Genomic DNA, 20,447 nt, shown 5'->3' with positions numbered 1-20,447 from the left:
ACTGCTTATGCGGCGGCCACGTCGGGCACCACGTCGGCGACCACGCAGACCACGTTGTCCGGACCGCCGTTCGCGTTGGCCAGGTCGACCAGCCGCCACGTCGCCTCCTCCGGTTCGGCGGCGGACACCAGCACCTCCAGCACGTCCGCCTGCGGCACCACGGTGTGCAGGCCGTCCGAGCACAGCAGGTACCGGTCACCCGGCAGGGCGTCGTGCAGCGCGAGGTCCGGCTGCACCGCCTTGCCGTGCAGCGCGCGCACCAGCATCGACCGCTGCGGGTGGCTCATCGCCTCCTCCTCGGTCAGCCGGCCCTCGGCGATCAGCGACTGCACCGCCGTGTGGTCGTGCGTGATGCGGAACAGCTCGCCGCCGCGCAGGAGGTACACCCGCGCGTCGCCGACGTGCACCAGCCCGAGCCGCGACCCGGACAGCACCAGCGCGGTCACCGTGGTCCCGCTGCACTCCTCGCCGGGGTGGGCGGACAGGTAGTCGCCGACCGCCGTCCCGGCCCGGTGCACGGCGTCCGCCAACGTGTTCAGCAGCTCCCCCGCCGGGATCGCGGTGTCCAGCGGGGCGAGCGCGTCGATGGCCATCGAGCTGAGCGGTTCGCCTCGGGAGCCGAACCCGTCGGCCACGGCGAGCAGCCGCTCACCCGCGTAGCCGACATCCTGGTTCGAGTCCCGGACGAGTCCGCGGTCGGTGCGCAGGGCGTACCTGAGTGCGAGGGTCATGGTCGTGTCCTTCCCGGACAGTCGCTCCACGAGGGAGGTGGCGAGGCTGCGCCGGGCCGCGGTGTCCGCCTCGACCTGTGCCCAGTAGGCGCGCACCTCGTCGGCGGCGTCCGCCGGGTCGAGCGAGCACACCTGCCGGATGCGGGCCAGCGGCATGCCGAGCCGGCGCAGCCACGCCACCAGCCGAGCCCGGTCGAGCTGGTCCGGCGCGTACCGCCGGTAGCCCGTCAACGGGTCGACGTGGGCGGGTGTCAGCAGGCCCAGCTCGTCGTAGAGCCGCAACGCCTTGGGCGACAGGCGGCAGGCCCGCGCGAACGCCCCGATGGTCATCAGCTCCACGTCCCACCCCTCCCTCGGCCGGGTCCGTGGCCCGGCCGACCCCACCGTGACGCTTCACCCAGGGTGAAGGTCAACAGCCGAACCGCCAAGGAGCGCCGGGGGTCCGAAGAGGACGGTCAGGAACGGGCGGGTGAGGGCGCCGGGTCCCGGGCCAGGCCGCTGAGCGACACCGTGCTCGCGACGACCAGCACCGCCAACGCGGACCAGTCCGGCGTCAGGTTCCCCTCGTGGCCGACGACGAAGCTCGCGTACAGGCCCCAGCACTGCACGGCGGTCAGCACCGCGCCGAGCACGGTCGTCCACCACGAGACGACCGTCACCACCACCACGAGCAGGACCAGCGCGAACACCGGCCAGTTCGCGGCCAGCACGGTCACGCCGACACCGCCCGCGAAGCCGAGCGCGGACCCTTGCAGAGTTCCGACCATGACCGGCCATTGAAGCCCAGTTGAGACACACGCCACGTCCTCGGCGGTGAGGTTCACCGGATCGCGTGAGGCACGATCCTCCGAATGAGCTTCTACGACGTCCTGCACCGCCGGAGGGACACCAGGGGCGAGTTCACCGGCGCCCCGATCCCGCCCGAGGTGCTGCGCCGGGTGCTCACCGCCGCGCACGCCGCGCCCAGCGTGGGCCTGTCCCAGCCGTGGGACTTCGTCGTCGTGCGCGACGAGCACACCCGCCGCGCGTTCCGCGACCACGTCCAGGCCGAGCGCAGCGTCTTCGCGGCCGAGCTGGACCCGCGCCAGGCCGAGCTGTTCGCCAAGATCAAGGTGGAGGGCATCCTGGAGTCGACGGTCGGCGTGGTCGTCACGTACGACCCGGACCGCGGCTCCCCCGCCGTGCTCGGCCGGCACGCGATCGCCGACGCCGGCCTGTACTCGGTGTGCCTGGCCATCCAGAACCTGTGGCTCGCCGCGACCGCCGAGGGCCTGGGCGTCGGCTGGGTGAGCTTCTACCGCGAGGACATGCTGCGCCGGCTGCTGGACATCCCGTCGCGGCTGCGGCCGGTGGCGTGGCTGTGCCTTGGACCCGTCGCCTCCCTCCCGGAGACGCCCGACCTGGAACGCCACGGTTGGCGGAACCGTCTGCCCCTTGAGGACGTACTGCACGAGGAGCGGTACACCCGGCGTTCGGGCCGGTAGCCTGTGGTAGCCGTGCCGGCGGCGAGCGGGCCCGCGTACCGCCTCGCCGAGTCGGAATGGAGTGTCAGCACGAGTGGAGCAGCGAGATCCGCTGGTAGCGGGGCAGGTGCCGCAACTCGACCTTGAGGTCAAGGCGTTGCTGAACGCTGGCCGCCTACCGGAGGCCAACACCCTCTTCGACCAGGTGGTCAGCCGGGTGCCGCCCGGCGCGGACCGGTGGCAGCGCTCGGCCGTCCTGGTGAACCGGGCCAAGCTGGCGTGGCGGCTCGGCCGCATCCCGCTGGCCCTGGAGCTGGCCGCGGAGGGCTGGACGGACCTCGACGGCGAGCACGCGGACAACCCGGCCGCCGCGCAGGCGATGCACGCGCTGGCCTACCTGCTGGAGGGCATCGGCAACCGGCGTGCCGCGGTCGACATGCTCCGGCTCTCGGTGCAGGTCGCGCGCAAGGCGGCGGAACGGTCGGAGGCCGGGGTCGAGGTGCTGGGCCACTGCCTCCAAGGCCTCGGCGGCACGTTGAACTTCCGCGCCATCTCGTCACCTCCCGACCGCGCGCCGGCGATCTTCGCGGAGGCGCGCGAGTACCTCAAAGAGGGCCTGGAACTGGCCAAGGACGAGCAGATGCGGCGGGCGCTGCTCGCCGCGTACAGCCGTTCGCTGGCGGGTGTCGGCGAGTTGGAGCAGGCCGAGGAGAACGCTGCCGAGACGTTGCGGCAGGGTCGGGACGCCGGGGACAAGTGGGCGACGGCGGTGGCCGGCTGGGTGCTGGCGGTGGTCCGGCGCGAGCAGGGCGAGCTGATCGAGGCCCGCACGCTGGCCAGCCGGGCGGTCGCCGCGGCCGAGTCCATCAACGACCCTTCGCTGCTGCTGCGGTTCTCGCTCGACCTTGCGGACATCTGCGCGGAGATGGGCGACCACGTCGGCGAGGCGACGGCGCTGCGGTGCTCGGTCGCGGCCGGCAAGACGGCGACCGAAACCCTCCAGGAAGGTCTGGCGCAGGCGTTGGAGCAGCGCCGGGTGGCGGTGCAGGCGCAGCGGATGGCGGTCGCGGCGCAGGAGGCGGCGGCGCGCGACCCGTTGACGGGCCTGGCGAACCGGCTCGGGCTGGAGCGCGCGGCGGCCGGCCTGCTGGAGAGCACGGCCGCGCGGGGCCGGGTGCCGTGGCTGGTGCTGGTGGACGTGGACCGGTTCAAGGGCGTGAACGACGACGCCGGACACGCGGCGGGTGACGCGACGTTGCGCGAGATCGCCCAGTTGCTGCGGCGCGAGTGCCGGTCCGCCGACCTGGTGGCGCGGTGGGCCGGTGACGAGTTCGTGGTGCTGCTCGGCGATCCCGGCGGCAACTCGGCGGAGGTCGGCCCGACGGTCGCCGAACGCATCCGGGCGGCAGTGGACGGTCACGACTGGACCGTCGTCCTCGGCACGACCCGACGGCCGACGGTGAGCATCGGCGTGGCCGCCGGCCCGGCCAAGCTGGACCAGCTGTTCGCGGCCGCGGACATGGCGCTTTACCGCGCGAAACGCCATGGCCGCAACCGCGTCGAAGTCGAGCCCTACGTCGACGTGCCCGCCGAAACCGTGTCGGGCGCTTAGAGGGGCTTAAGGGCTTAGGCGATCAGGCAGGGCTTAGGCGATCAGGCCGCCGCGGAAGGCGACCAGGGCGGCCTGCACCCGGTTCACCGCGCCGATCTTGCCGAGCACCGACGAGACGTAACCCTTCACGGTGGCCTCGGACAGGTGCAGCGTGTTGCCGATCTCGGCGTTCGACATGCCCTGTCCGATCAGGACGAGCACCTCGCGCTCACGTTCGGACAACGACGCCAGCAGCCGGCGCGCGGGCTCCGCGGCACGCTCACCGTCCGCGACCGCCGCCAGCACCCGAGCCGCCACACCCGGGTCGAGCACCGCGCCGCCCAGGGCGAGATCGCGCACCGCACGCACCAGCTGCTCCGGCTCGGTGTCCTTGAGCAGGAACCCCGACGCGCCCAGCCGCAGCGCCTCGGACACGTACTCGTCGACGTCGAACGTGGTCAGCATGGCGATCTTCGGCGGGTCGGGAAGGGTGCGCAGCCTGCGCAACGCCATCAACCCGTCGTTCGACCGCATCCGGATGTCCAGCAGCACGACGTGCGGGCGGTGCCGGCGGGCCAGGTCGGCCACCAGATGCCCGTCGTCGCACTCGGCCACGACTTCGATGTCGCCGGCGCTGTTGAGGATCATGCGAAGGCCCGACCGGACGAGGTCTTCGTCATCGGCCAGCATCACCTTGATCACGACGCCTCCCGCATTGGCGTTTCGTGTTCGTACTTGCCCAGCATCGCGCACGAACACGCAAGCTGATGTTAATTCACCGTTATCTCACCACGGAAAGACGCGGGCGCCGCCCGTTCACAGTTGCCAGGAAATAACCGAGGTCAGCCCAGCACCCGCGCAACTTCCTGGCGCAGGCGCGGCAACAGGGCGTAGAGCTTGTCGCCCGGACAGAGGGTGTCCCGGTAGTCCCTATGGCCCTGGATCGCCGACGGCGAGATCCCGTACTGCTCACACGTGTACACGCAGAACGAGACCAGCGTGTCCCACTGCAACGTCGGCGGCTCCACGTCCATGTAGAGGCCTTCGTTCTCGATCCCGATGGCGGCGGTGTTCTGGCCGGGGCAGTGCGCGCCGACGACGACCCGGTCGCCACGGCGCAGAGCGTTCAGGCTGCCGTGCCTGCCCTCCATCAGGAACCCGCCCCGGCTGTTGGTGAAGTGCTGGCCGGAGTCGATCCAGCCATTGGTGTCCATGTGCAGGTTCTGGATCCACCGCGCGTTGGCGTACGCCCCGGCCTGCGAGTAGTCCTCGACGTTCGCGGACGCGGTGTGGTGGATGAGGATCCGGACCGGCCGTTCGTTCACAACGGTCGGAGACGAGGACGGCGGCCGTGCGCCCCAGTCGGCGCAACTCCGGATGGGCAGGACGGGCGAGGCCGCGAAGGCGGGGGACGCGCCAAGACCCGCGAGCACACCCGCGCCGGCCAGGCCGGTGAGCAGCGATCGACGTCGCATCATGTTGACCTTTTTCCCAATGTCTGGTCGATAGGTCAAGAGTTCACACCCGAACGGCGTCCAGGAATTTCAAACGCGAAGGACTTTCGCAAATCCGTACTTGACAGTAACGTGCGTCACACGATCCCTGCCTGGAAGGAGCTTCGCGCGATGCGGAGAGCCGCCCGATCGCTAGCCGTGGTCACCCTCCTCACCGCGGCCGTCCTCACCGTCCCCGCCGCCGCTCAGGCGCAGGTCAAGACCACCGCGTTCACGCCGGACGACCACTGCCTCGGCCAGTGCCACGACGTGCTGCCGCCCGGTCAGAACGGGAACGCGACGCTCGCCGAGATCCTGGCCCACCAGGCGTTCGGCACCCGTCCGGCGCACTCCGCCGACCAGCTCGGCCGCTACGACTCGCTCGCCTCCGGGTACGGCGGCCTGACCAACGAGCAGCTGGGCACCTTCTTCAACGACGCCTCGTTCGGCGTGCCCGCGGACCAGGTCGAGAGCACGATCAAACCCCGCTCGGACGTCACGATCGTGCGTGACAAGGCCATCGGCATGCCGCACATCTACGGAACCACCCGATCGGGGACCGAGTTCGGCGCGGGGTACGCCGCCGCGCAGGACCGGCTGTGGCTGATGGACCTGTTCCGCCACCTCGGCCGCGGCCAGCTGTCCGGGTTCGCGGGCGGCGCCGAGGGCAACCGCGCGTTGGAGCAGAGCTTCTACAACCAGATCCCGTACACCGAGGCCGACCTCCAGGCGCAGATCGACCAGGTCGCGTCCCAGGGTCCGCGCGGCGCGCAGGCGTTGCAGGACGTCAAGGACTACATCGCGGGCATCAACGCGTACATCACCGCGTCGGTGAGCAGCCGGACGTTCCCGGGCGAGTACGTGCTCACCGGGCACGCCGACGCGATCACCAACTGGAACGACATCAAGCCGTTCCAGCCGACCGACCTGGTCGCGATCGCCGCCGTGGTGGGCGGGCTGTTCGGCGCGGGCGGTGGCGGCGAGGTGCAGAACGCGCTGGTGAAGCTGGCCGCGCAGAACCGGTACGGCGCGGCGGCGGGCGAGCAGGTGTGGCGGTCGTTCCGCGAGCAGAACGACCCCGAGGCGGTCCTCACCCTGCACAACGGCCAGCGCTTCCCGTACGGGACGACGCCCGCGTCACCCCAGGGCGTGGCGCTGCCGGACGGTGGCGTGGTGACGCCCGAGCCGATGGTCCACAACCAGACGTCAGCTCTTCAGTCCACTGTGGATGTTCCGGCGGATCTCAAGGCGGTGGAAGGACTTTTCGCCGACGGCGTGCTGCCGCGTGACCTGCTGAGCAAGAAGCAGGGCATGTCCAACGCGCTGGTGGTGTCCGGCGCGCACACCGACACCGGCAACCCGATCGCCGTGTGGGGCCCGCAGACCGGGTACTTCGCGCCGCAGCTGCTGATGTTGCAGGAGCTGCACGGTCCGGGCCTGCGTGCGCGGGGCGTGTCGTTCGCGGGCGTTTCGATGTACGTGCAGCTCGGGCGCGGTATGGACTACTCGTGGAGCGCGACGTCCGCCGGTCAGGACATCACCGACACGTACGCCGTGGAGCTGTGCGAGCCGTCGGGTGCGCCTACCGCGTCGTCCCTGCACTACCGGTACCACGGGCAGTGCCTGCCGATGGAACGGTTGGAGCGCAAGAACTCCTGGAAGCCCACGGTGGCCGATCCGACGCCCGCCGGCTCGTACACGCTCGTCATGTACCGCACGAAGTACGGTCTGGTGCAGAGCCGCGCGAAGGTGGACGGGAAGTTCGTCGCGTACACGTCCCTGCGGTCGACCTACCTGCACGAGGTGGACTCGATCGTCGGGTTCCAGGAGTTCAACGACCCCGACGCGATCAGGTCTGCGGCCGACTTCCAGCGTGCCGCCGAGCACATCGGGTACGCGTTCAACTGGTTCTACGTGGACTCCCGCGACACCGCGTACTTCAACTCCGGCGCGAACCCCGTGCGCAAGGCGTCCGTGGACCCGCACCTGCCGGTGAAGGCCGAGCCCGCGTACGAGTGGGAGGGCTGGAACGCCGACCGCAACACGGCGACCTACACGCCGTTCGCGCAGCACCCGAACTCGATCAACCAGGACTACTACATCAGCTGGAACAACAAGCAGGCGGCGGACTTCTCGGCGGCGGGCTACGGCAACGGCTCCGTGCACCGCGGCGACCTGCTGGACGACCGGGTGCGTGCGCTGATCGCACGCGGTCCCGTCACGCGGGCGTCGTTGACGCGCGCGATGGCCGAGGCGGGCGTGGCCGACCTGCGGGCCGAACAGGTGCTGCCGGACCTCCTGCGGGTGATCGACACGGCCGCGGTGACCGATCCGGCGTTGGCGTCGGCGGTGACGAAGCTGCGTGACTGGCAACGGTCCGGCTCGCTGCGCAAGGAGACGTCACGCGGCAGCAAGGCGTACGGGCACGCCGAGGCGATCCGGGTGCTGGACGCGTGGTGGCCGATGCTGGTGGAGGCGCAGTTCAAGCCCGGACTGGGTGACGGCCTCCACGGTCAGCTGACACGTGCCATCCAGGTGGACGAGCCGCCGTCGGACGCGCACGGCGCCGCGCCGCACAAGGGCTCCTCGTTCCAGTACGGCTGGTGGAGCTATGTCGACAAGGACCTGCGGGCGGTGCTCGGCGATCGTGTGGACGGTCCGCTCGGCGCCAAGTACTGCGGCGGCGGCTCGCTCACCGCGTGCCGTCAGGTGCTGCTGGACAGCCTGCGTGCGGCGGCAGCCAAGCCCGCGACCTCGGTGTACCCCGGTGACGCGTCCTGCGCGGCGGGCGACCAGTGGTGCGCGGACACCATCATCCACCGGTCCATGGGCGGCATCACGCACGACAAGGTGAACTGGCAGAACCGGCCCACGTACCAGCAGGTCGTCCAGTTCCCGTCCCGCCGCGGTACGAACCTGGCCAACCTCGCGGCCGGCGCCACCGCGACCGCCAGCAGCCACGAGCGGGGCTGGTACCCGTCGCCGCCGTCCAACGCGGTCGACGGCAAGCCGGACACGCGGTGGGCCAGCGACTGGTCCGATCAGCAGTGGTTGCAGGTGGACCTGGGCGCGACGCGCACCGTCGGCCGGGTCGCGCTGTCCTGGGAAGCCGCGTATGCCAGGGCATATCGCATAGAGCTGTCGACCGACGGCAGCACGTGGCGCACGGTTCATACGACATCCGTGGGTGATGGCGGCCGGGATCTTGCGTCGTTCGCCCCTGGTGCGGCACGATTCGTACGAATGACGGGTATCCAACGGGCGACGGGTTACGGATACTCAGTTTACGAACTTGAGGTCTACGTGACGTAGACCGGCCCACAGGAAGACCCCGGTCCACCCCCAGGGACCGGGGTCTTCCGCTTTCACCGTGTTCTGCCTTCCTCGGCTTCGATCACCGTGGCTGGAACAGGTAGTTGCGCACGCGGTCGTCGATCCGGTCGGTGCGGCGCCAGGTGTTCCGGCGCCAGACGTGCATCCGGTAGCCGTAGTCGGCGAGCCAGTCCTGGACGTCCTTGGCGCGGTAGCCGAAGCGCCGCACGTGCCGTTCCTCGATCTCCAGGAGAAGTTTCGGTCGAAACCTCTCGATGGTCGCGGAACCGCCTTGCAGCACGCGGAGTTCCGCGCCTTCCACGTCGGCCTTGACGAAGTCCAGCCGGTCGATCGCGTTGGCCGCGCAGAACCGGTCCAGGGTGTCCGTGCGGACGAGGACTTCGAGGTGGTCGGCGAACTCGGCGTTGGAGCCGAGCCCGTCCGCGCCGGTGGTGAGGAACGAGCGTCCGGTGATCGGCGAGCCGTGGCGGACCGGGACGCTCATCACGTCCTGGCCCTCGCTGGCGCCGAGCGCGACTGAGTGCCGCACCACGTTGCGGGCCTCGCGCGGGCGGAGCAGGTACGACAGCGTCGGGTGCGCGAACACCAGCGGCTCGACGCTGTGAACAGTCCCGTGTGGACCGACCAGGCGCGACAGCGACACGGTGTAGAGGCCGAGCGCGGCGCCGATGTCGACGCACACGTCACCGGGTCGCACCACGTCGCGCAGGCCGATCAGCTCGGGTTCGACGAACGGCGTCAGCCGGGCGAGGACGCGCAACGCGCCCGCCACGGCCGCGCCGCGCACCTCGGTCAGGTTGTGGGTCACGGGGACCAGGTTAGGGACTGGGTGGTATTTCCGGCTGAGTCAGGGGCTTCGCGCCGTTCTGGAGGCCGACCTGGGCCGCGAACTCGGCGGCCACGGTCGAGCCGCCGTAGATGCCGAGTGCTTTGGCCAGGTGCAGGCGGACGTCGGCGCGGTGGCCGTCGTCCAAGCGGGGCAGAGCGCTTTCGAAGGACGTGACCAGCGTGTCGGCCCAGTGGTGGTCGCGGCGCTGGGAGGCGATGCCGACGAGTTCGGCGAGGTGCCGGCTCAGGGCGACGGCCTGCTCCACCTCGTAGCCGTTGCGGACCAGCCACCAGATCGTGGCGGTGGAGAGGTCGGTCAGGACCTCGTCGCGGAGGTACTTGATCTCGGCGCGCTCGGCGTCCCGCTCGGCTTGGCGCATGGTGGTGCTCTGGAGGAGTTCGATGTGCTTGCGGGCCATCTCCATGTCGGCTTCGTCGACCGTCAGCTCGATCCCGTCCGCGCGGGCCCAGACGTGCGTCCCGTCGACCTGCCGTTCAGCGGCCAGCTCCGCGCCGAGTTGGTGCTGGAGCGGTGCGTGGTGGACGAGCATCGACCGTTCGGTGAGGGTCTTGGCGCGGTGGATGATGTCGTTGACGGCGGCGCTGCGCGGTGCCGCGTGCCGTGAGCCGGTGGTGAGGTCGACCCGCCAGTGGATCGTCATCCGGGCGCGGAAGTCGAGGCCGTAGACCGCGCTGGGGAGCGGCGTCTCGAACGGGTGCTGGTGAGCGGTCGGCGTGGGGACGAACGTGTACTGCTCGTCCTGGTCGCGGGTGCGGCGCCGACGCCACCAGGCGGCGAGGGAGCCCAGCGGGCCGGGACGGAAGTCAGGCCAGGGTCTACTGCTCATGGGATGGCTTTCGTCGGAGGGGATGCCCGGATGTCCCCTTCTGTACCTCACTGGACCGATGCGGAACAGATGAGGTCGCCCACTTCCCCCGGACAGCCGATGTGCTGACGTCGTCAGCTAACCCAAGGTGCGCACTCCTACGCCCACCGAGTGACAACCCCACCACCCGAACCCGCTCCGGCGACCCGGTAGGCTGCCCACGCGCCCTCGTAGCTCAGGGGATAGAGCATCGGTTTCCTAAACCGTGTGTCGCAGGTTCGAATCCTGCCGGGGGCACTCACCTTTCGCCGGGTGAATCAGGCCCTGAGCAGCGGAAACGCGCTCGGGGCCTGATCTTTTACGGCAGTCGCCGTCAGCCGGGACCCGCCCTGCCCGAGCTCCATGTGAGCCACCCGCCAGGCCACCCTCCCGGCTACGGTCCGTTACCGGCGATCACGCTGTCCGGACAACTTCGAAGTCCCGCATTGTTCGATTTCACGACTCGCTTGCGGTGCACCAATGCGTGCGGTAAACGTTTGGTTACACACAGATGGCCACGGGGGGAGAAGCCATTGGTGGAGGATGCTGCTGTTGTCACGGCACGCTCGTTAGAACGCGATCTGCGTGCACTTGGCGTGGTGGAGGGGAGCACCCTCCTCGTGCACTCGTCGCTGAGCGCTCTCGGTTGGGTCTGCGGTGGCGCGCACGCCGTGGTCACCGCGCTCGAAACGGCTGTCGGAACCGCTGGGACGCTGGTGATGCCGACGTTCTCGGGGCAACTGTCCGATCCGGCGACCTGGCGCAACCCGCCCGCGCCGCGGGAATGGTGGGACACGATCCGGGAAGAGTTGCCCGCCTACGACGAAGCGCGCACGGCCACCCGTGGCATGGGGGCCGTTGCCGAGTGCTTCCGCACCGGACGGGACGTGCTGCGCAGTCCGCATCCGCAGAACTCGTTCGCGGCTAGCGGACCGAAGGCCGCGCACATCGTCGGCGAGCACACGCCGGCCTACCGCTTCGGCGAGGGATCGCCGTTGGCGCGGATCTACGACGTGGACGGATGGGTGTTGTTGCTGGGCATCGGTTTCGCGAAGAACACGTCGTTCCACCTCGCCGAGAACCGGGCCGACTACGCGGGCCGCAGAACGCTCACCAGGTCGGTGCCCGTGCGGCGCGAAGGCCGCGTCCAGTGGACGACCTGCGACGACATCGAGCTGTACGAAGAGGACTTCGAACCGATGGGCCGGTGGTGTCTCGACCGCCTGCCCGAAGCCCGCACGGGCAAGGTCGGTGACGGCGAGGCCGTCCTGTTCCCGCAACGACCGTTCGTCGACCTCGCGGTGAGCTGGCTGCTCGCCAACCGCGTGCTGGAGACCGTCGCGTGATCCACGATCTGATCGTCTGCGGTGGCGGTCCGGCGGGCACCGGCCTTTTCGTGCACGCCATGCGGCACAACGCACTTGACGCGTTCCTGGCGCCCGGCGTCCTGCTGGTCGAGCGGTCCGCGCAGCTCGGCGCGGGATCGCTGGCGCACTACCGGATCGAAGCCAACTCGCTCGGCGGGGCGTTCCTGGAGGCGCTGGACGACGATGGCGTCGACCCCCGGCTCGCCGCTCTGCGGGACCACTCGTCAGTGGCCGCCGTGCGGGCGTTGGCAGGCACGACGCCGCCGCTGCCGGTGGTGGGCGAGTACCTGCGCGAGCTCGGAACCGTTGTGGGGGAAGCGATTGCCTCGCACCCCGGCGGTGACGTCCGCCTGGGCACCCGGGTCGACGCCATCCGGCTGCTGCCGGCGGGCGGGGCCGAGGTGCGGATGGTCGACGAGGCCACCGGGGCGGCGGACACCGCGACGGCGCGCACCGTGGTCGTCGCCACCGGCGGGCAGCCCCGTCCGCTGGACCGGATCAAGCTGCGCGATGACCTGAACCTGTGGCACTACCTCGACAAGTCGGTGCACTCCTCGGCCCTGATCGACCGCCGCGCCGAACTCGCCGCGCTGGGTCCGAACCCGCGCGTGGTCGTCGTCGGCGGCGCGCACAGCGCCTGGTCGGTCGCACATCTGTTGCTGGAGGAGGAACTACTCGGCGAGCGTCCGCACGTCACGGTGCTCCACCGCAGCCCGCTGCGGTTGTTCTACACCAGCACCGCCATGGCGGCCGCCGAGGGCTACCCGTTCGACACCGAGGACGTGTGCCCGTTGAGCGGCAGGGTCAACCGGTACAGCGGCCTGCGCGGCAGGGCGAAGGACCTCGCGGCCCGCACGATGGGCTTGGCCGGTACGCGGCCCTCGACGCTCGACGTGCTGCCGATCACCCCGGACGCCCCACGTCGGACGTACACCGACGTGCTGGCGGCCGCGGACCTCGTGGTCGCGGCGACCGGGTTCGACGGCGCCGTCCCGCCCGTCACCGGACGGGACGGCGAGTCGCTGCGCCTGCTGACCACGGCGGACGGCCACGCGGTCGACGCCGACGGGCACCTCGTCGACGAGTCCGGGCGGTCCGTGCCGGAACTCGTCGCGTTCGGGCTCGGTTGCGGGCTGCGGGTGTCCTCCGCGGTCGGTGGCGAGCCGCGCTTCCGCGGCCGGGCGGACGGTGTCTGGCTCTACCAGCACGACGTCGCGTCCGTCATCACCTCGACACTGCGCCGCCCCGCCATCGTCTGACGAAATCGTTGTCGCCGCCGGCAGGTGCGCCTGCGGCCCGTCCGCGCGCTCACGGAGAAGACTCTTGACTACAGCCACGACACCCACCCGAGCCATCATCCTGGCCGCAGGCAGGGGAAACCGCCTCGGTCTGTCCACCCGTGCCAGCCCGAAGCCGCTCATCGAGATCGCCGACAAGGCGATCCTGCACCGGACGTTGGAGAACCTCGCGGCCGTCGGCGTCGAAACCGCCGTGATCGTGGTCGGCCACATGCACGAACAGATCCGGGAGGCGGTCGGCGCCCGCTTCGCCGGCATCGACGTCACGTACGTCATGTCGGAGGACTTCCGCACGACCAACAACATCTACTCGCTCTGGCTGGCCCGCGAGCACCTCACCGAGGACGTGCTGCTGCTCGAAGCCGACATCGTCTACCGCGGCCACCTGCTGCGGTCGTTGCTGACCAGGCCGGCCGGCAACGTGATCGCCACCTCGCCGTGGTCGTCCACGATGGACGGCACGGTCGTCACCGCGGACCCGACCGGGCGCGTCGCCCGCCTGTTCGACAAGCCGAACCAGGGCGACGACTTCGACTTCGACGGCACGTTCAAGACCGTCAACATCTCCTTGCTCCGCCGGGAGTACCTCGTCGAAGAGCTGGTCCCGGACCTGGACGCGGCCATCGCCGCCGGAAACACCGGCGACTACTACGAGTCGGTGTTCCGACGCTCCATCGAGCGGGGCCGGTTCGAGTTCCACCAGGTCGTGTGGCCGGCCGAGCAGTGGTTCGAGATCGACGACCACACCGACCGCGACCGGGCCGAGTTCCAGCTCACCGACCGCAAGGCACAACTGCGCAGGCTCAACGAGATCTACGGCAGTTACTGGCGGTACCCCGTGATCGACCACGCGTTGCTGTACAACCTGCACTTCCCGCCGCGCGGTCTGAAACGGGCGCTGGCACGGGACATGGACCACCTCATCGCGCACTACCCGAGCGGGCAACGGGAGCTGGCCCGGCTCGCGTCCCTCGCCCTCGGTCTCGACGAGGACCGGCTCGCGGTCGCCAACGGCGGTTCGGAGCTGATCCGCGCGCTGGTCCGCGTCACGTCCGGCCCGGTGATCATCCCGGTGCCGGGGTTCAACGAGTACGAGAACAGCGTCGGGCCCGGTCGCCTGGTCCGGCACGAGCTGCCGAGGCCGTCGTTCGAGCTGGACGTCGACGCGTTGGCCGCCGAGGCGCGGCGGTGCGGCGCCAAACTGGCGATCGTGGTCAGCCCGAACAACCCGACTTCGCTGGCGGTGCCCGCCGCCGACCTGCGCAGGCTGTGCCGCGAGCTGGCGTCGGCGGGCTGCACCCTGCTGCTGGACGAGTCCTTCGTGGACTTCTGCGCGGACCCGGCTCGGCAGACGCTCGCCGGTGAGCTGGACCAGCACCCGAACCTCGTGATCCTCAAGAGCATGAGCAAGGTGTACGGGATCGGCGGGTTGCGGCTCGGCTACCTCGCGTCGGCCGACACCGACTTCGTGGACGCCGTCCGGGCCGACCTGCCGATCTGGAACGTCAACGGGTTCGCCGAGTCGTTCCTGCGGCTGCTGCCGAGGTTCCTGGACGACTTCACCCTCAGCTGCCGCCAGGTGCGCGTCGAGCGCGACCAGCTCTACCACGGCCTGGTCGACATCGACGGCATCACCGCGTGGCGACCGGACGCGAACTTCGTGATGGTCGAGCTGACCGGGGCGATGGACGGGCGCGCACTCGCCGAGGACCTGTTCACCTTCTACGGCACCATGGTGAAGCACTGCGCCGGGAAGTCGATGGCGGACGGTCACCGGTTCCTGCGCATCGCGTCCCGGACCGCCGAGGAGAACTACCGGCTGCTCGACGGGATGGCGCGGCTCACGGCGGACGACAGTCACCGGCTGGTCGTGCCGGCGTGAGCGGCGACCTCCGCCGGCCGGGCATCGGCGCCGTTGTCGCCGATCCCGCCAACCTGCTGACGCTCGGCGGGTTGGTGCTCGCGATCTGCGGCACCGCGTTCGCCGCGATCGGCCGGGTCGAGCTCGCGGTCGCGATGACGCTGCTCGCGGTGCTGTGCGACTGGTGGGACGGCCGCGTAGCGCGTGCCACGGCGGGCCGCGCGCAGCTGACCCGTGAGTTCGGTGGTCAGCTCGACTCGCTCGCCGACCTGGTGAGCGGCGGGATCAACCCGGCCATGGTGCTGCTGGCCGCGGGCGGGTTCGCGCCGCAGTACTGGCCGGGCGCGCTGGCGGTGGCGGTGGCCGGCGCGGTCCGGCTCGCCTACTTCAACGTGGTGGGACTCGACGTGTCCGGCCGCTACCGCGGTCTGCCGATCGTGCACAACACCCCGGCGATAGCGCTGGTGGTGCTGGCCACGCCGTTGCTCGGTTCCGCGTTGCCAGTCGTCCTCTACGCCGTGGTCGTGTGCTGTGCGGTGCTGCACGTCTCCTCGCTGTCGGTGCCGAAGATCACCGGCTGGGGTGTGTACGTTTTCACCGCTTTCTGCGTCGTAGCGGCGCCAATGCTGATCGTCCTTGACGGAGGTGGACCATGGTGACGGTCGTGCTGGACATCGACGGCACCCTGCTGCTCAGCGTGCGCCAGCACCAGGCCGCGCTGGTGCGCGCGTACGCGCACTTCCCGGTGCCCGTGGTGACCGGCGGCTGGGACCGGTTCCGGCACCACACGGACTCGGGCATCCTCGACGAGCTGTTCGAGGCCGGTGTCGGTCGCGGTGTCTCGCCGGAGGAACTGGCGCGGTTGGACTCGTTGCTCACCGAGTACTTCGGCGAGGAACTCGCGCGAGATCCGCTGGAGGAGGTGCCCGGTGCGGCGCGGCTGATCGCCGAACTGTCCGAATCGGACTCTTGCACGGCCGTGGTGGCGACGGGTGGGATGGCCGGCGTCACCGCGATGAAGCTCGCGCACCTCGGGCCCGCCGCCGAGAAGTTCCCGGTCGTGACCGCGAGCGACCACCTCAGCCGCGTGGAGATCGTGGCCGCGGCGGTCGGCCGGGCGGCGCACGAGCGGGCGGTGTCGGTCGGCGACGGCGCGTGGGACGCCGAGGCCGCCGCCGCGCTCGGCCTCCCCTTCGTCGGCATCGGTCCCGACCCCGGCCGTTTTCAGGGCACCGCCGTGCGGGTCGACCCAGACCTGGCGGTGCTCGGGTGCGCCGACCTCGTGGCGCTCGCCGGAGGCGCGTCGTGAAGCCGGACGCGTGTGTGATCGTCGAGACCCCGCGCACCGGCGCGGGTGAGTCGGCGGCCGTGCGGATGCGGGAGTGCGGCGTCCAACCGGTGCTGCTGAGCCAGATGGCGGCAGACCTCCCCGCGGGGCTGCTGGACCGCTACGCCGAACTCGGGGTGCCGGTCGTGAAGTGCGCGACGTTCGACCTCGACGAGGTCTTGCGTGCGTGCGGTGAGCTGGCGGAAGAGTACGAACTGCGGGGGATCGCGTCCTTCTACGAGTACACGATGGAGATCGCCGCCCGCGCCGCGCTGGTCTTCGGTGTGCCGGGGCCGGATCCGGACGCCGTCGCGCGGTGCCGCGACAAGCCGGAGATGCGCGACGTGCTGCGGGACCGCGCGCCGGAACTGACGGTCGGGCACGTCGTCGGCGACGACCCGGTGCTCGTCGCCAAGCGGGCGGCCGAGCTGGGTTTCCCCGTGGTCGTGAAGCCGGTGCACCTGACCGGCAGCGCGTTCGTGAAGCTCTGCGCCACCGAGGAGGAGGTGCGGGACCAGGCACGGCTGATCCTGGCCGTCGGCGAGTACGTCGGGCTCGCGGTGCGACCGCTGGTGCAGGTCGAGGAGTACATCCACGGCGCCGAGTTCTCGGTCGAGGTCGTGAGTGGCCGCGCCGTCGCCGTCACCAGGAAGGTGATCGGACCGGAGCCGTACTTCGTCGAGCTCGGGCACCTGGTGCCCGCGCCGGAACCGGAGTCCGTGCACCGACAGGCGGCGGTCGCGGCGTTGACGGCCTTGCGCGTGCTCGGCCTCGAGTGGGGCGCCGCGCACGTCGAACTCCGGCTCTCCGGCGATCAGACGAAGATCATCGAGGTCAACCCGCGGCTCGCGGGCGACCGCATCCCGGAACTGGTGCGGCTGGCGATCGGCGTGGACCTGACCACGGAGCTCGTGCGCGCCCATCTCGGGCTGCCGCCGGGAGAGCCGGGCACGGGAACGGGTGGCGCGGCCATCGCGTTCGCCGTGGCGCCGCCGAGTGGTCGGTTGCGTTCGATCCAGGGCGTGGACGACGTGCTGGCACGGCCGGACGTGGCGGAAGTGCGACTGTACAAGGGAGTCGGCGTGACGTACGAGAGCAACGGGTCCAACCGCGACCGGGTGGCCTCGGTCATCGCCACGGGCGAGAACTCGGCGGTAGCGGCTGAGCGTGCGAACGACGCCGTGCGGGCGTTGTCCTTCGACTGGCAGGAATTCCCGACATGAAGATCCTCATCCTCAACCGCTACGTGCTCGACCGGGTGCCCTACCGCGAGTGGATCGACGACGAGCACGAACTGGTGCTACTGACCCGCGCGGGCGCGCTGCCCCCCGTCGAGCCGGAGGGGTACGCGGAGATCGTGGCGCTGGACGACTACACCAGCACGGCGATGGTCGAGTTCCACGCCTACCGCCTGCACGACACCTACCGCTTCGACGCGGTGCTCGCCATGTCCGAGTTCGACATCCTGCGGGCCGCCACGCTGCGGGCGGCGTGGGGACTGCCGGGGCAAGGTGTGCACAGCGCCACCGCCTACCGCGACAAACTGGTGATGAAGCAGGTGCTCAGCGCGGCGGGCGTGCCGGTGACCGCGTACGGCGCGGTCGACAGCGCGACGGACCTCATCGAGTTCACCCGTCGCCACGACTACCCCGTGGTGGTGAAGCCCCGCACCGGCGCGTCGTCCATCGACGTGCACGTGCTGCGGGACCAGCTTGAGCTGGAGCGGTTCCTCGGCCCCGGGTGTCCGATCAAGACCGACCAGCCCGCGCACCTGATCGCGGAACGCTTTGTGCCCAACGAGATGTACACGGTCGACGGCTGCGTGCGTGACGGCGAGGTGCGGTTGTGCTGGCCGTCGCAGATCACCAACGGGCTCGCGTTCGAGTCGGGTGACCCGCTGGTGTCGTCGGCGCTCGAACCCGACGACCCGTACCGAGCCGCCCTCGTCGAGCTGACCACGAGCGCCATCAGGGCGTTGCCGACGCCGAACGTGAGCCTGTTCCACGCCGAGGTGTTCCGCACTCCCGAGGGTGAGCTGGTCTTCAACGAGATCGGCTGCCGCGTGGGCGGCGGCAAGATCAGGGACATGCTCATCCAGGCGTTCGGGGTCGACATGCTGGAGTGGTACGTCCGGCACACGTTCGGCACCGGTGACCGCATGCCGACGCCGGCCGCGGCGCCGCACACGCAGGCCGGGTGGCTGCTGGCGCCGCCCCGTCCCGGTGTCGTCACGTCCGTGCCGAGCGTGTGCCCGTTGCCCGCCGTGAAGGACTACGACCTGCGTGTCGTGGTCGGCACCGAGCTGACCGACTCGTCGTCCAGCGTGGACTGCGTGGCCGCGATGGTCGTCGTCGGGGACAGCCGCCGCGTCGTGCTGGACGAAATCGAGCACGCCATGGCCTGGCTCAACGACTCGTTAGTGCTGGCGTGAACCCCACGGCCGTGCGGGAGACTCCGGGCACGACCGCGCGCGCCGTGCAACGACTGATCGCCGCGCGGTTCCTCGGCCTGCTCGCCGATCAGATGTCGACGTACCTGATCCCCGTGGTCATCTACGCGACCACGGGCAGCGTCCAGTTGTCCGGGCTGGCGTTCGCCGTGCAGTGGCTGCCCCGGGTCATGGCGCTGCCCGTCCTCGGCGTGCTGGTGGACCGGTTTCCGATCAGGAGGCAGTTCCTGGTCAACGACCTCGCCAGGGCGGGTGTCCTCCTGGTGGTGGCGGTGGTCGCGGAGCCGGTGGCGCTGATGGCCGCGTCCGCCGTGATGACCCTGCTCAACGGGCACGCGGTGATCGCGACGGAGACCGTGCTCGCGAGATGCGTGCCGAGCCCGCTCATGCCGGACGCCCAGTCGAGGGTGCAGGTGGCGCAACAACTGTCGTTCACGGCGGGTCCCGCGCTGGGTGGCGCACTGCTGCTGTGGCCGGGTCTGTCCGGTGGCGTCGTGCTGATCGCGGGTGTGCTCGTGGTCGCGGCGGTGGCGACGTTCGCCGCGCTCAGGTCCCTGGAAGTGCGCCGTAGCCCTGTGGCCGGGTCGCCGCTGCGCAACCTCGTCGACGGCGCACGGGTCGTGCTGGGCAGCAAGCCGTTGATGTCGCTGGTGTCGCTGACCGTCATCGTGAACCTCGTGGCCGGTCTCGCCCTGGGTGCGCTCCCGGTGATCGTCGTCGGCGATTTCGACGCCGCGCCGTCCATGACCGGCGTGGTGGCGGGCGCGGCGAGCGTGATGAGCCTCGTGGCCGCACTGCTCACGAAACGGCTGCTCCGCAGGACGTCCATCGGCACCGTGGTCGCGGGCGCCGGTGTCGCGCTGGTCGCGAGCGGTCCGGCGATGGCACTCGCGCCGACCTTGGTCGTCTTCACCGTCGCCTACGTCCTGTGGACGGCCGGAGTCACCGTGTTCACGATCTGGTTGCGCACGAGGCGACTGGACTACCTGCCGGCGGACGCCGTCGGCGGCGCGCTCGGGTTCTTCGTCGCCGCCGTGCTCGCCGCCACGCCGGTCGCGGGTGTCCTGTTGTCGCTGTTCGGCACGGCGTTGGGCGCGCAGCACCTGATGCTGATCATGTGCGGGGTGTCCGCCGTGCTCGCCGTGCCCGCCGTGTTCTCCTGGATCAGATCCGCGCGGACCCGGCGGAACGATTTCGCGTCGGCAAGCCCGTGAGCTGTGTTGTGCGCACCCACCACTGGTCGGGTGCGCACAACGCATGATCGCGGTCGGCTACTGCGGGCCTCGACGGAGCGGACCTTCGTGAAGTCCATGTCGGGACGTACCCGTGGGGCGCGTCCGTTTCCGGAGGCGGCGCTTCAGGGTGTGCGCTTCAGGCGGCGGCCCAGTTCGGCCAGCAGTTGCTGGTCCGTGAGCGCCGCCGGGTCGGGGGCCGAGGTGCTGAGGCGGGCTTCCTGGGCGCTGATCAGGTGCGCCTTCACCATGACCTCCAGCGGGCTCATGCCGAACGCCTTGGCCACCAGGCGCGCGGTGTCCATGGTGGGGCGTTCGCCCTTGCGCCACCTGGTGAAGCAGCTGCGGTCAAGGCCGGTCCGCTCGCTGAGGTCGGCCGTGGTCATGGCGCGGTCTTCGAGTTGGCGCTCGACCCACTCCCACCAAGTCGAGTCCGCGCTCTCGTCTGTGGTCACCCGCGTCATCGTACGCGCGTCGGCGCAACGCGTGTTGTGCACTCCCCCCAGGTAGGCCTGACCTGCGTGTTGTGCGCGAACAACATTAGTTGCGAATGCACCACACACCGCTAGTGTTGTGCGCACACACCACTGGTTGGGTGCGCACAACAC

Annotated in this window: 18 protein-coding genes and 1 tRNA gene; 12 read left to right on the top strand and 7 right to left on the bottom strand. The window is 70.4% G+C overall.

Annotation, left to right across the window (positions count from 1 at the left end; all coding sequences use genetic code 11):
* Window positions 1-5 precede the first annotated feature (5 nt).
* Both F4560_RS35895 and F4560_RS35890 read right to left on the bottom strand, forming a co-directional pair.
* The gene (locus F4560_RS35895; protein ID WP_221485113.1) at window positions 6-1,061 is read right to left on the bottom strand and encodes a MerR family transcriptional regulator; all 1,056 of its coding nucleotides are present in this window, start codon (window positions 1,059-1,061) and stop codon (window positions 6-8) included.
* A 125-nt stretch (window positions 1,062-1,186) separates the two neighbouring features.
* The gene (locus F4560_RS35890; RefSeq protein ID WP_184927541.1) at window positions 1,187-1,498 is read right to left on the bottom strand and encodes a hypothetical protein; all 312 of its coding nucleotides are present in this window, start codon (window positions 1,496-1,498) and stop codon (window positions 1,187-1,189) included.
* 84 nt (window positions 1,499-1,582) lie between these two features.
* Here F4560_RS35890 and bluB point away from each other — a divergent pair, with 84 nt between their 5' ends.
* Entirely contained in the window at window positions 1,583-2,215 is a 633-nt protein-coding gene (gene bluB, locus F4560_RS35885) for a 5,6-dimethylbenzimidazole synthase (RefSeq protein ID WP_184927540.1), read from the top strand.
* 73 nt (window positions 2,216-2,288) lie between these two features.
* Window positions 2,289-3,806 carry a GGDEF domain-containing protein gene (locus tag F4560_RS35880; protein WP_184927539.1) on the top strand — a complete coding sequence of 506 codons (1,518 nt, stop codon included), beginning with the start codon at window positions 2,289-2,291 and terminating at the stop codon, window positions 3,804-3,806.
* A 33-nt stretch (window positions 3,807-3,839) separates the two neighbouring features.
* Here the strand turns inward: F4560_RS35880 and F4560_RS35875 are convergent, their stop codons facing one another.
* Together F4560_RS35875 and F4560_RS35870 are read right to left on the bottom strand one after the other, a co-directional pair.
* Complete coding sequence (locus F4560_RS35875) at window positions 3,840-4,487, bottom strand: response regulator (RefSeq protein WP_184927538.1); 648 nt, start codon at window positions 4,485-4,487, stop codon at window positions 3,840-3,842.
* A 140-nt stretch (window positions 4,488-4,627) separates the two neighbouring features.
* Entirely contained in the window at window positions 4,628-5,263 is a 636-nt protein-coding gene (locus F4560_RS35870) for a peptidoglycan recognition protein family protein (RefSeq protein WP_184927537.1), read from the bottom strand.
* A 147-nt stretch (window positions 5,264-5,410) separates the two neighbouring features.
* Here F4560_RS35870 and F4560_RS35865 point away from each other — a divergent pair, with 147 nt between their 5' ends.
* Window positions 5,411-8,590 (top strand): penicillin acylase family protein, encoded by a 3,180-nt coding sequence (locus tag F4560_RS35865; protein ID WP_184927536.1) that lies wholly within the window; start codon window positions 5,411-5,413, stop codon window positions 8,588-8,590.
* Window positions 8,591-8,672: 82 nt separating this feature from the next.
* Here F4560_RS35865 and F4560_RS35860 read toward each other — a convergent pair whose 3' ends face one another.
* Window positions 8,673-9,419 (bottom strand): FkbM family methyltransferase, encoded by a 747-nt coding sequence (locus F4560_RS35860; protein WP_221483755.1) that lies wholly within the window; start codon window positions 9,417-9,419, stop codon window positions 8,673-8,675.
* A gap of 10 nt (window positions 9,420-9,429) precedes the next feature.
* Window positions 9,430-10,287 carry a hypothetical protein gene (locus F4560_RS35855; protein ID WP_184927535.1) on the bottom strand — a complete coding sequence of 286 codons (858 nt, stop codon included), beginning with the start codon at window positions 10,285-10,287 and terminating at the stop codon, window positions 9,430-9,432.
* A 203-nt stretch (window positions 10,288-10,490) separates the two neighbouring features.
* On the opposite strand from F4560_RS35855, the gene F4560_RS35850 reads away from it, so the two are divergent.
* The 9 genes from F4560_RS35850 to F4560_RS35810 all read left to right on the top strand — a co-directional run bounded on the left by F4560_RS35850 (window position 10,491) and on the right by F4560_RS35810 (window position 19,821).
* A tRNA-Arg gene (locus tag F4560_RS35850) sits at window positions 10,491-10,563 on the top strand.
* A 341-nt stretch (window positions 10,564-10,904) separates the two neighbouring features.
* A complete protein-coding gene (locus F4560_RS35845) occupies window positions 10,905-11,651 on the top strand; it encodes an AAC(3) family N-acetyltransferase (RefSeq protein WP_184927534.1) in 747 nt (248 codons plus the stop codon).
* Window positions 11,648-12,931 carry an FAD-dependent oxidoreductase gene (locus tag F4560_RS35840; RefSeq protein WP_184927533.1) on the top strand — a complete coding sequence of 428 codons (1,284 nt, stop codon included), beginning with the start codon at window positions 11,648-11,650 and terminating at the stop codon, window positions 12,929-12,931. The genes F4560_RS35845 and F4560_RS35840 overlap by 4 nt, the downstream gene beginning before the upstream one ends.
* 64 nt (window positions 12,932-12,995) lie before the next feature.
* Window positions 12,996-14,852 carry an aminotransferase class I/II-fold pyridoxal phosphate-dependent enzyme gene (locus F4560_RS35835; protein WP_184927532.1) on the top strand — a complete coding sequence of 619 codons (1,857 nt, stop codon included), beginning with the start codon at window positions 12,996-12,998 and terminating at the stop codon, window positions 14,850-14,852.
* Complete coding sequence (locus tag F4560_RS35830; RefSeq protein WP_184927531.1) at window positions 14,849-15,490, top strand: CDP-alcohol phosphatidyltransferase family protein; 642 nt, start codon at window positions 14,849-14,851, stop codon at window positions 15,488-15,490. Before F4560_RS35835 ends, F4560_RS35830 begins: the two co-directional genes overlap by 4 nt.
* Window positions 15,484-16,140 (top strand): HAD family hydrolase, encoded by a 657-nt coding sequence (locus tag F4560_RS35825; protein ID WP_184927530.1) that lies wholly within the window; start codon window positions 15,484-15,486, stop codon window positions 16,138-16,140. The genes F4560_RS35830 and F4560_RS35825 overlap by 7 nt, the downstream gene beginning before the upstream one ends.
* A gap of 14 nt (window positions 16,141-16,154) precedes the next feature.
* Complete coding sequence (locus F4560_RS35820; RefSeq protein ID WP_184927529.1) at window positions 16,155-17,381, top strand: ATP-grasp domain-containing protein; 1,227 nt, start codon at window positions 16,155-16,157, stop codon at window positions 17,379-17,381.
* A complete protein-coding gene (locus tag F4560_RS35815) occupies window positions 17,378-18,589 on the top strand; it encodes an ATP-grasp domain-containing protein (protein ID WP_184927528.1) in 1,212 nt (403 codons plus the stop codon). Before F4560_RS35820 ends, F4560_RS35815 begins: the two co-directional genes overlap by 4 nt.
* Window positions 18,586-19,821, top strand: coding sequence for an MFS transporter (locus F4560_RS35810; protein ID WP_184927527.1), 1,236 nt, complete (start codon window positions 18,586-18,588; stop codon window positions 19,819-19,821). The genes F4560_RS35815 and F4560_RS35810 overlap by 4 nt, the downstream gene beginning before the upstream one ends.
* Before the next feature lie 143 nt (window positions 19,822-19,964).
* Here F4560_RS35810 and F4560_RS35805 read toward each other — a convergent pair whose 3' ends face one another.
* The gene (locus tag F4560_RS35805; protein WP_184927526.1) at window positions 19,965-20,294 is read right to left on the bottom strand and encodes a helix-turn-helix domain-containing protein; all 330 of its coding nucleotides are present in this window, start codon (window positions 20,292-20,294) and stop codon (window positions 19,965-19,967) included.
* Window positions 20,295-20,447 lie beyond the last annotated feature (153 nt).

It is taken from the genome of Saccharothrix ecbatanensis (genome assembly GCF_014205015.1).
Classification (GTDB): Bacteria; Actinomycetota; Actinomycetes; order Mycobacteriales; family Pseudonocardiaceae; genus Actinosynnema; species Actinosynnema ecbatanense.
This window is presented reverse-complemented; position numbering and strand designations above follow the sequence as displayed.